The sequence below is a fragment of the Janibacter anophelis NBRC 107843 genome, assembly GCF_001570945.1.
GTDB lineage: Bacteria > Actinomycetota > Actinomycetes > Actinomycetales > Dermatophilaceae > Janibacter > Janibacter anophelis.
This window is the reverse complement of record NZ_BCSQ01000007.1, coordinates 68,090-76,877: the sequence shown is the minus strand read 5'-3', so window position 1 is coordinate 76,877 and position 8,788 is coordinate 68,090. Positions and strand designations below refer to the sequence as shown.

Genomic DNA, 8,788 nt, shown 5'->3' with positions numbered 1-8,788 from the left:
GGAGGCGGGGTGGTCGCCGGTGCAGACGGCTGACCGGGAGGAGGAGGTGGCGGGGTGACACTCATGGCCGACACGCTAACCGAGGGCGGGCGGGGTGTCCGTGGGGAGAACTCCCCAGTGACCCAGGCGACTCCGGGGCGGTCGCTATGGTGACGGGCGTGACTTCTTCGACTCCCTCCTCCTCGGAACGCATCGTCTGGATCGACTGCGAGATGACCGGGCTCTCCCTCGAGCACGACGCCCTCATCGAGGTCGCGGCGCTCGTCACCGACTACGAGCTCAACCAGCTGGACGAGGGGATCGACATCGTCATCCGTCCGTCGGAGGAGGCCCTGACGCAGATGAACGACTTCGTCCGGGACATGCACACCACCTCCGGACTGCTCGAGGTCCTCGCCGAGGGCACCACCCTCGAGGCCGCCGAGGAGGCGGTCCTCGCCCACATCAGGGAGTACGTGCCCGAGGCCGGCAAGGCACCCCTGGGCGGCAACAGCGTCGCGACGGACCGCGCCTTCCTCGTGCGGGACATGCCGCTCCTCGAGGGGCACCTGCACTACCGGATGATCGACGTCTCGTCGATCAAGGAGCTCTCCCGCCGCTGGTACCCGCGCGCCTACTTCGCCTCACCGGACAAGCAGGGCGGGCACCGCGCCCTGGCCGACATCACCGAGTCGATCGCCGAGCTGCGCTACTACCGCGAGGCGGTCTTCCGGCCGCAGCCCGGTCTGGAGTCGGCGGAGCTGAAGGAGATCGCCGCCCGCCACCGGGTCGGCTGAGCCCCAGCCGCCCCACCGCACGACGAAGGCCCCCCGGGGAGATCCCGGGGGGCCTTCGCCATCCATGGGGTGAGTAACGGGACTTGAACCCGCGACCCTCGCGACCACAACGCGATGCTCTACCAGCTGAGCTATACCCACCATGTGCGGCCCTCGATCGGGCAGCGCGGACCATCGTACCTGCTCCCGGAGGGTGCTCGTGACCACCCTCCTCCCAGCCCCTGCCCATCTCATCGGGCACGATGGGCAGGTGACCACCACGCAGCCCGTCCTCGCCCCCTTCGCCCGACTCGTGACCGCGATCCTCGCTCTCGCAGCGCTGCTCGCCGCCCTCGTGGTGACCGCGCCGCCCGCGTCGGCGCACGCGCGGCTCGAGGCCTCGAGCCCCAAGGACGGGTCCACGCTCACCGCGACGCCGCCGGAGATCATGCTGCGCTTCAACGAAGAGGTGCAGGACGGGCTGAACCAGGTGAGCGTGAAGTCCGGCTCGACCGACGTCACCGACGGGGACCTCGAGATCGACGGCAACACCGTCTACCAGCCGATCAAGGCGCGGCTGGACGCCGGTGACTACACGGTCAGCTACAAGGTGGTCAGCGCCGACGGGCACCCGATCAGCGGGACGCTGAACTTCACCTACGCCCCGCCGGAGGGTGACGACGGGGCCGGCACGCCCTCGACCTCCGCCACGGCGAGCGAGGGCTCCACGAGCGACGCCCCGACGGCCTCCGGCTCGGCGACCCCGCCGCCGGCGAGCAGCACACAGCCCTCCTCCCCCACGACGTCCGCGCCCTCGTCGACCTCCGCGCCGGAGAGCTCGTCCACGAGCGCCCCGGAGAGCACCTCCTCCTCGACCTCGCCGACCGACGGCGAGACCGAGCCGACCCCGCCGGAGGACGCGACCTCCTCCACGAGCGACGAGCCGGTCGCCGGTGACGAGACCTCCACGGACGAAGGGGGCATCCCGGCCTGGGTGTGGATCGCCGCGATCGGCGCCCTGCTCGTCATCCTCGCGGGGGCCGGCCTGCTCGCCCGCAACCGCCGTGACGGGGGCGACGACGAGGACATCGACCTCGAGGAGTGGCGCGGCTGACCCGGCCCGCCGACGTGGCGCCCCTGACCCCTCTGGTCAGGGGCGCTCGTCGTCGGCGCTGACGTCGCCGCGGGAGTCGACGAGGGTGACCCGTGAGGGGCCGCCCCGCTCACCGGGCTCGCTCACGCGGGCACCGACGTCGACGATGCACCCCTGCAGGTGCACACCCGCCCCGATGTGAGCGTCGTCCAGCACGACGCAGTCGAGCAGGCTGGCGCCTTCGTCGACCACCACGCCCGGACCGATGACGCTGTGCCGCACCCGCCCCGAGACCTGCGAGCCGGGCGAGAGCAGGCTGTCGGCGACCTCGGCGCTGTCCCGCACGCGCGCGGGGACCAGCTGCGGCTGGGCCGAGCGGATCGGCCGCTCCGGGTCGTCGAGCTCGACACCGGTGCCGTCGAGCAGTTCCATGTGCGCCCGCCAGTAGGACGCCAGGGTGCCCATGTCGGTCCAGTACCCGTCGAACGCGTGCACGCGCGTGCGACGGTGCTCCACGAACCACGGGACCAGGTCCTCGCCGTAGTCGCCGAGGGAGCCCAGCTCGTCGTGCAGGTGGTCGAGCGCACTCGTGAGCTCCCCGGCGTCGAAGCAGAAGATCTCGGTGGCCACGACGTCGCTCGCCGGCTCCTCCGGCTTGTAGTCGAAGTCGGTGACGCTCCCGTCCGGTGACGACCGGACGACGGCGTGCTGCGACGGGTCCCCGGTGGTGCGGGTGGTGACGATCGTCAGGTCGGCCCCGGCCTCGACGTGGCCGGCGACGACCTCGTCGAGCGCAGCGGTGTAGAGGTGGTCGGCGCTCAGCACGAGCACCACGTCGGCGCCGAGGCCCGCGATCCGCTTCCGGTGCCGCCACAGCGAGTCGCTGTTGCCCTCGGCGAAGCCCTCCCCCGTCGCCCCCGTGAAGGGCGCGAGCAGCTGCAACCCACCGCGGTGGCGGTCCAGGTCCCAGGGGCGGCCGTTGGCGAGGTGGTCGTTGAGCGAGTGCGGCAGGTACTGCTCGACGATCCACACGTCGGTGATCCCGCTGCCCGCGAGGTTGGACAGGGCGACGTCGATGAGCCGGTAGGTGCCGCCGAACCGCAGCGCCGGCTTGACCCGGTCGTCGGTGAGCTCGTGCAGCCGCGAGCCCTCGCCCCCGGCGAGGATGACGGCCAGGACCTTCGGTGACTGCATCCCCGCTCCTCGTCGTCGTCGGACTGCGAAGTTAGCACCGAAGGCCCGGCTGCGCCGATCATGCCGAAGGGCCCCACCGCGGTGCGGTGGGGCCCTTCGGGGGTGGTGCGCCAACAGGGACTCGAACCCCGAACCCGCTGATTAAGAGTCAGCTGCTCTGCCAATTGAGCTATTGGCGCGCGAGGAGAGACATTAGCACCACGATGGCGCGCAGATGAAATCGGCGCTACGAGAGGGCTTCCCACGACGACGGAAGGGGGGTCCACCACCTGGTGGACCCCCCTTCGCTCGTCTCGTGGCGCGTCACCAGGAGCGCTTGGCGCGCTGCCGCTCCCACTTCTTGTGCTTGCGGCTGCTCGAGATGATCTTGAGCACGACGACGCCCACGACCACGGCCGCGGCGATGGCCACGCGGTCCATGCGCAGCTCTCCGGACTCGGTCCGGGTGGCCTGGGTGAAGGAGGCCTTGGCCTGCTCCTTCTGCCGGGCCACGACGTTCTTCGGGGCCGCACGCACGCTCAGCTCGTCGATCGTCTGGGCGAGGCGGTCACGGGTCGTGATGATGTCGTTCTCGAGCTTGGTCATGCTCGGGTTGTCATTGCTCACGTGAAGGTTCCGTCCTTACTCGATGCCGAGGTCGCGGCGGATGCGGGCCACGTGGCCCGTCGCCTTGACGTTGTACTGGGCGTGGGTGACCACGCCATCGTGTCCGACGACGATCGTAGAACGGATGACGCCCTCGACGACCTTGCCGTACAACTTCTTCTCACCATAGGCGCCCCACGCCGTCATGACCGCCTTGTCGGGGTCGGACAGCAGCGTGATGGTCAACCCATCTCGCTCGCGGAACTTCGCCAGCTTGTCCGGCGCGTCGGGTGAGATGCCGACGACCTCGGTGTCGGCCGCGCGCAGCGCCTCGAGCGAGTCGCTGAAGTCGCACGCCTGCTTGGTGCACCCGGGCGTCATCGCCGCGGGGTAGAAGTAGACGATCACCCGCTTGCCCCGGAAGTCGCTCAGCGACACCTGCTCACCGGTGTCGTCGGTCAGGGTGAAGTCGGGGGCCTGGTCGCCCGGCGTGAGCCGCTCGCCCATCTCGCCTCGCTCTCTACGTGCCTGCACCGCGGTGCAATATGGTCGGTGGACGCGCCACCAACCTATCCCAGCGGGCGCGGACCCGAAGGAGTCACATGCACGTCCCCGACGGATTCCTCGACGCCCCGACCTCCGTCACGACGGGGGTCGTCGCCGTCGCGGGGGTCGCCCTCGCGCTGCGACGCAGCCGCGGTGACCTCGACGACCGGGTGGCCCCGCTGGCGGGGCTCGTCGCGACCTTCGTCTTCGCGGCGCAGATGCTCAACTTCCCGGTGGCGGCCGGCACCTCCGGGCACCTGCTCGGCGGCGCGCTGGCCGCGGTGCTCGTCGGTCCGTGGACCGCGACCCTGTGTGTCACCGTCGTGCTGCTCGTCCAGGCGCTCGTCTTCGCCGACGGGGGCCTGACCGCCCTGGGCACCAATGTCACGCTCATGGCGCTCGTCGGGGTGTGGGTGGGCTGGCTCGTCTTCGCGGGGCTGCGGCGGGTGCTGCCGCGCCGGGCGGGGTCGGTGCCGGTGGCCGCGGCGCTCGCTGCCCTGCTGTCGGTGCCGGCGGCGGCGGTCGTCTTCGCGGGCCTCTTCCTGGTGGGCGGGGCCGCCCCCGTGGAGGCGGGCACGCTGCTGGGCGCGATGGTCTCCTGGCACCTGCTCATCGGGATCGGCGAGGCGGTCATCACCTTCCTCGTCGTCTCCGCGGTGATGTCGGTGCGACCCGACCTGGTGCGAGGTGCCCAGCCCCCGGGCCCCGCCGCGTCGGCCGAGAGCCACCGCGAGGCGGTCGCGCGATGACGCCGCGCATCTCGACCCGCACCCTCGTCCTCGCCGGCCTGGGCCTGTGCCTGCTGCTCGCCGCCGTCGTGAGCTTCTGGGCGTCCGGCCACCCGGACGGTCTCGAGCACGTGGCCGAGACGCTCGGCTTCGCCGGGACCGCGGGCGACCACGGGGCGGCCGACTCCCCCTTCGCCGACTACGGGACGAAGGGGGTCGAGCGCCCCTTCCTCTCCGGTGGCCTCGCCGGGGTGGTGGGTGTGCTGCTCACCGCCGCGCTCATGTGGATCCTGCTGCGCCTGCTCGTGCGCCGGCGCGACTGAGGTGGGCGGATCCCACCACCACGCGCTGGTCCACCACGGCCATTCGTGGCTCCAGGCGGTTCCGGCGCACGTGAAGATCCTCGCGACCTTCCTCTTCGTGCTGGCCGTGGTGGCGACCCCGCGCGAGGCCGTGTGGGCCTTCGGCGCGCACGCCGCGCTGCTGGTGGCTGTCGTGCTGGCGAGCCGGGTCCCCCTGCGGCACCTGGCTCCTCGGCTGCTCGTCGAGGTGCCCTTCGTCGTCTTCGCCGGGCTGCTCCCCTTCGTCGCCACAGGTCCACGCATCGAGGTCGGGCCGCTCCTGCTGTCGCAGGCCGGGCTCTGGGGCGCGTGGAGCCTGCTCGCCAAGGGCACGCTCGGGGTGGGCGCCTCGCTCCTGCTCGCGGCGACCACGCCGGCCCCCGAGATCGTCACCGGGCTCGCCCGGCTGCGGCTGCCGGCCCAGCTCGTGCTCATCCTCGGCTTCATGGTGCGCTACGCCGACGTGATCAGCCGTCAGCTGCAGGCCATGCGGGTGGCGCGCGAGTCACGCGGATTCCGCGGAGGCGGGCTGCGGTCCTGGCAGGTGCTCGCGAGCACCGCGGGGGCGCTGTTCATCCGGTCCTATGAGCGGGGCGAGCGGGTACACCTCGCGATGCTCTCGCGGGGCCACGACGGGCGACTGCACGTCGAGCGCACCCCCGTGGCCGCGACGTCGTGGGCGGTCGCGATGCTGCTGCCGCTGGCCGCGGCGGTGGTGCTCGTGGCGGCCAGGGTGATCCCGTGAGCACGCCCGTCGTCGAGCTGCGCGGCGTGCGGCACGCCTACCCGGACGGGCACGTCGCCCTCGACGGGGTCGACCTGCACGTCCACCCCGGGGAGCGGGTCGCGCTGCTCGGGCCCAACGGGGCCGGCAAGACCACGCTGGTGCTGCACCTCAACGGGATCCTCACGCCCGCCTCCGGGACGGTCGCCGTCTCGGGACTGCCCGTGGTCCGCGAGCACCTGCTCGAGGTGCGCCGCCGGGTCGGCATCGTCTTCCAGGACCCCGACGACCAGCTCTTCATGACGAGCGTGGCCCAGGACGTGGCCTTCGGCCCGCGCAACCTCGGGCTCGGTGAGGACGAGGTGCGGCGGCGCGTCGACGACGCGCTGGCCGCGGTCGGCATGTCCGAGGTCGCCGACCGCCCGCCACACCACCTGAGCTTCGGGCAGAAGCGCCGAGTCGCCGTCGCCACGGTCCTGGCGATGCAGCCGGAGATCCTCGTGCTCGACGAGCCGAGCAGCAACCTCGACCCGGCCTCTCGGCGCGAGCTCGCCGAGATCGTCGACGGCCTCGGCATCACGGTGCTCATGGTCACCCACGACCTGCCCTATGCCCTGCAGCTGTGCGAGCGCTCGGTCGTGCTGTCCCAAGGGCGGGTCGTCGCAGACGGGGCGACGCGCGAGCTGCTCTCGGACGAGGGCCTCATGCGGGAGCACCGGCTCGAGCTGCCGTACGGGTTCGACCCGCGGTCGGTGCCGGGCCGCGAGCGGCGCTGAGGGCCTCAGCCCGCGACGCCGATGAGCGTCGGCTCGAGGACGATCTCGCTGCGCAGGCTCGCGGCGATGAAGCACTCGCGGTGGGCCACCTCGACGAGACGCTCGACCTTGGACCGCGGCGGGTCGCCACCGAGGGTGATCTGCGGCCGCAGGACGATCCGGGTGACCCACATCGGCCGGTTGCCCTCCGGCATCTCACCGGTCGCGTCGTCGCGGTAGTCGGTGACGTCGAGCCGGGCGCGGGCCGCCACCGCGAGGAAGGACAACAGCTGGCAGCTGCTCGCCGCCGCGACGAGCAGCTGCTCCGGGTTGGGCAGCGTCGGGTCCCCGCGGAAGGCCGCGTCGCTGCTCGCCGAGGCCACGTGGGAGGCCATCGTCAGCTCGTGCTCGCGGGAGTACGCGTCGTAGCCCACGGCCGTCGAGCCGCTCCAACGCAGGGACGTGGCGAAGCCGTGGTCGCTCATCCGCCTAGACTGCCTCACCGAGCCGAAGTGGCGGAATTGGCAGACGCGCAAGATTTAGGTTCTTGTGCCCACGGGCGTGCGGGTTCAAGTCCCGCCTTCGGCACCCTTCGACACCCTTCGACGCGCTTGCTGCGCAAGCTGCTCAGGGAGCGTCGGACAGGTGCTCTCGCAGCACCGGGACCATCGCGCGGAAGGCGCGGCCCCGGTGGCTGATCGCATTCTTCTCCTCGTCCGTGTACTGCGCCAGGGTGCGGGTGTCGCCGTCGGGCACGAAGATCGGGTCGTACCCGAACCCGTTGTCCCCCATGGGTTCCCGGACGATGACGCCGGGGACCTCCCCTTCGGCCGTGGCGGTGGTGCCGCCGGGGACGGCGAGGACGGCAGCGCAGCGGAAGGCCGCCCGCCGGTGCTCGTCGGGCACGTCGGCGAGTTGGTCGAGGAGCAGCCGCAGGTTGCGGCGGTCCTTCTCCCCCCGCGGCAGGTCCTCACCGGCGTGCAGGCCCGACCACCGCGCGGAGAAGATCCCGGGCGATCCGCCGAGGACCTCGACGGCCAGGCCGGAGTCGTCGGCGAGCGCGGGCAGGGAGGTCCGCTGGGCGACGTGCTCGGCCTTGAGCCGCGCGTTGCCGACGAAGGTCACCTCGGTCTCGGCGATCTCCCCGATCTCGGGGAAGGCGGCCATCGACACGATCTCGAGGTCGAGGTCGAGGTCGGCACCGCCGAGGATCTGCTGCAACTCGTGGACCTTGTGCTCGTTGTGCGTCGCGAGCACGACCCGCCGGGTCACTGCACGCGCTCGCGCGGGGTCTCGGCCAGGGCCGCCTGCTGCCGCGTGGTGAGCTCGGCGCAGCCGGTGGTCGCGAGGTCGAGCAGCTCGCCGAGGAGCGCCCGGTCGAAGGGGGCGCCTTCCGCCGTGCCCTGCACCTCGACGAACTCGCCGGTGCCGGTCATGACGACATTCATGTCCGTCTCGGCGGTCGAGTCCTCCGGGTAGTCGAGGTCGCAGACGGCGCGGCCGTCGACGACGCCGACCGAGACGGCGGCGATGGAGCCGGTGAGCGGCTCGGCCTTGGCCGCGATCAGGCCGCGGGTCCGGGCGTCCGCGATGGCGTCGGCGAGCGCGACGTACGCGCCGGTGATCGCGGCCGTGCGAGTGCCGCCGTCGGCCTGGAGGACGTCGCAGTCGAGGACGATCGTGTTCTCCCCCAACGCCTTGGTGTCGATGACGGCGCGCAGGCTGCGGCCGATGAGGCGGGAGATCTCGTGGGTGCGTCCGCCGACCTTGCCCTTGCGGGACTCGCGGCCGCTGCGGGTGTTGGTGCTGCGCGGCAGCATCTCGTACTCGGCCGTGACCCACCCGGTGCCCTGTCCCTTGAGCCAGCGCGGCACACCGGCCTCGAAGGAGGCGGCGACGAGCACCCGGGTGCGGCCGAACTCGACGAGCACAGAGCCCTCGGCGTGGTCGAGCCAGTTGCGGGTGATGCGCACCTCGCGCAGCTGCTCGGGGGTGCGTCCGTCGTGGCGGGGGGTGGTGTCAGTCATGGCCTCAGGCTAACGATCCGGTGGAGCCGTACCCTCATCC

General features: G+C 72.0%; 12 protein-coding genes and 3 tRNA genes. 7 read left to right on the top strand and 8 right to left on the bottom strand.

Going from position 1 to position 8,788, the window contains the following annotated elements; genetic code table 11:
* The first annotated feature begins 146 nt into the window (after positions 1 to 146).
* Positions 147 to 776, top strand: coding sequence for an oligoribonuclease (gene orn, locus JAN01S_RS03255; protein ID WP_084359990.1), 630 nt, complete (start codon positions 147 to 149; stop codon positions 774 to 776).
* A 65-nt stretch (positions 777 to 841) separates the two neighbouring features.
* On the opposite strand, the gene JAN01S_RS03250 is transcribed toward orn, so the two are convergent.
* Positions 842 to 917 (bottom strand) — tRNA-His (locus tag JAN01S_RS03250).
* A 109-nt stretch (positions 918 to 1,026) separates the two neighbouring features.
* Between JAN01S_RS03250 and JAN01S_RS03245 the strand changes: the two genes are divergently transcribed.
* Complete coding sequence (locus tag JAN01S_RS03245; RefSeq protein WP_068313579.1) at positions 1,027 to 1,869, top strand: copper resistance CopC family protein; 843 nt, start codon at positions 1,027 to 1,029, stop codon at positions 1,867 to 1,869.
* Positions 1,870 to 1,905: 36 nt separating this feature from the next.
* Here the strand turns inward: JAN01S_RS03245 and JAN01S_RS03240 are convergent, their stop codons facing one another.
* The 4 genes from JAN01S_RS03240 to bcp all read right to left on the bottom strand — a co-directional run bounded on the left by JAN01S_RS03240 (position 1,906) and on the right by bcp (position 4,134).
* On the bottom strand, positions 1,906 to 3,042 hold the full coding sequence (locus tag JAN01S_RS03240; protein WP_068313576.1) for a glucose-1-phosphate adenylyltransferase family protein: 1,137 nt from the start codon (positions 3,040 to 3,042) through the stop codon (positions 1,906 to 1,908).
* Positions 3,043 to 3,145: 103 nt separating this feature from the next.
* Positions 3,146 to 3,221: transfer RNA gene (locus JAN01S_RS03235), tRNA-Lys, on the bottom strand.
* Positions 3,222 to 3,345: 124 nt separating this feature from the next.
* Positions 3,346 to 3,648, bottom strand: coding sequence for a DUF3618 domain-containing protein (locus JAN01S_RS03230; protein WP_068313573.1), 303 nt, complete (start codon positions 3,646 to 3,648; stop codon positions 3,346 to 3,348).
* Between the two features lie 15 nt (positions 3,649 to 3,663).
* Positions 3,664 to 4,134 carry a thioredoxin-dependent thiol peroxidase gene (bcp, locus tag JAN01S_RS03225; protein ID WP_068313570.1) on the bottom strand — a complete coding sequence of 157 codons (471 nt, stop codon included), beginning with the start codon at positions 4,132 to 4,134 and terminating at the stop codon, positions 3,664 to 3,666.
* A 95-nt stretch (positions 4,135 to 4,229) separates the two neighbouring features.
* On the opposite strand from bcp, the gene JAN01S_RS03220 reads away from it, so the two are divergent.
* Genes JAN01S_RS03220 through JAN01S_RS03205 form a run of 4 tightly spaced genes read left to right on the top strand, consistent with a single transcriptional unit; the run spans position 4,230 to position 6,742 of the window.
* Positions 4,230 to 4,922 carry an energy-coupling factor ABC transporter permease gene (locus tag JAN01S_RS03220; RefSeq protein WP_068313568.1) on the top strand — a complete coding sequence of 231 codons (693 nt, stop codon included), beginning with the start codon at positions 4,230 to 4,232 and terminating at the stop codon, positions 4,920 to 4,922.
* Positions 4,919 to 5,224 carry a PDGLE domain-containing protein gene (locus tag JAN01S_RS17055; RefSeq protein WP_068313565.1) on the top strand — a complete coding sequence of 102 codons (306 nt, stop codon included), beginning with the start codon at positions 4,919 to 4,921 and terminating at the stop codon, positions 5,222 to 5,224. Before JAN01S_RS03220 ends, JAN01S_RS17055 begins: the two co-directional genes overlap by 4 nt.
* Before the next feature lies 1 nt (position 5,225).
* The gene (gene cbiQ / locus JAN01S_RS03210; protein WP_068313560.1) at positions 5,226 to 5,987 is read left to right on the top strand and encodes a cobalt ECF transporter T component CbiQ; all 762 of its coding nucleotides are present in this window, start codon (positions 5,226 to 5,228) and stop codon (positions 5,985 to 5,987) included.
* Entirely contained in the window at positions 5,984 to 6,742 is a 759-nt protein-coding gene (locus JAN01S_RS03205) for an energy-coupling factor ABC transporter ATP-binding protein (protein WP_068313557.1), read from the top strand. Before cbiQ ends, JAN01S_RS03205 begins: the two co-directional genes overlap by 4 nt.
* 5 nt (positions 6,743 to 6,747) lie before the next feature.
* On the opposite strand, the gene JAN01S_RS03200 is transcribed toward JAN01S_RS03205, so the two are convergent.
* Positions 6,748 to 7,206, bottom strand: coding sequence for an OsmC family protein (locus JAN01S_RS03200; protein WP_068313552.1), 459 nt, complete (start codon positions 7,204 to 7,206; stop codon positions 6,748 to 6,750).
* A gap of 21 nt (positions 7,207 to 7,227) precedes the next feature.
* Between JAN01S_RS03200 and JAN01S_RS03195 the strand changes: the two genes are divergently transcribed.
* Positions 7,228 to 7,309: transfer RNA gene (locus JAN01S_RS03195), tRNA-Leu, on the top strand.
* 39 nt (positions 7,310 to 7,348) lie between these two features.
* Here JAN01S_RS03195 and rdgB read toward each other — a convergent pair.
* Together rdgB and rph are read right to left on the bottom strand one after the other, a co-directional pair.
* On the bottom strand, positions 7,349 to 7,993 hold the full coding sequence (gene rdgB / locus JAN01S_RS03190) for an RdgB/HAM1 family non-canonical purine NTP pyrophosphatase (RefSeq protein ID WP_068313549.1): 645 nt from the start codon (positions 7,991 to 7,993) through the stop codon (positions 7,349 to 7,351).
* A complete protein-coding gene (rph, locus tag JAN01S_RS03185; protein WP_068313546.1) occupies positions 7,990 to 8,748 on the bottom strand; it encodes a ribonuclease PH in 759 nt (252 codons plus the stop codon). Before rph ends, rdgB begins: the two co-directional genes overlap by 4 nt.
* Positions 8,749 to 8,788: the final 40 nt, after the last annotated feature.

Excerpts from the sequence above, each read along its gene's own strand:
- orn (WP_084359990.1), top strand. The coding sequence starts at position 147 with ATGGTGACGGGCGTGACTTCTTCGACTCCCTCCTCCTCGGAACGCATC.
- JAN01S_RS03240 (WP_068313576.1), bottom strand. The coding sequence starts at position 3,042 with ATGCAGTCACCGAAGGTCCTGGCCGTCATCCTCGCCGGGGGCGAGGGC.
- bcp (WP_068313570.1), bottom strand. The coding sequence starts at position 4,134 with ATGGGCGAGCGGCTCACGCCGGGCGACCAGGCCCCCGACTTCACCCTG.
- JAN01S_RS03220 (WP_068313568.1), top strand. The coding sequence starts at position 4,230 with ATGCACGTCCCCGACGGATTCCTCGACGCCCCGACCTCCGTCACGACG.
- JAN01S_RS17055 (WP_068313565.1), top strand. The coding sequence starts at position 4,919 with ATGACGCCGCGCATCTCGACCCGCACCCTCGTCCTCGCCGGCCTGGGC.
- JAN01S_RS03200 (WP_068313552.1), bottom strand. The coding sequence starts at position 7,206 with ATGAGCGACCACGGCTTCGCCACGTCCCTGCGTTGGAGCGGCTCGACG.
- rph (WP_068313546.1), bottom strand. The coding sequence starts at position 8,748 with ATGACTGACACCACCCCCCGCCACGACGGACGCACCCCCGAGCAGCTG.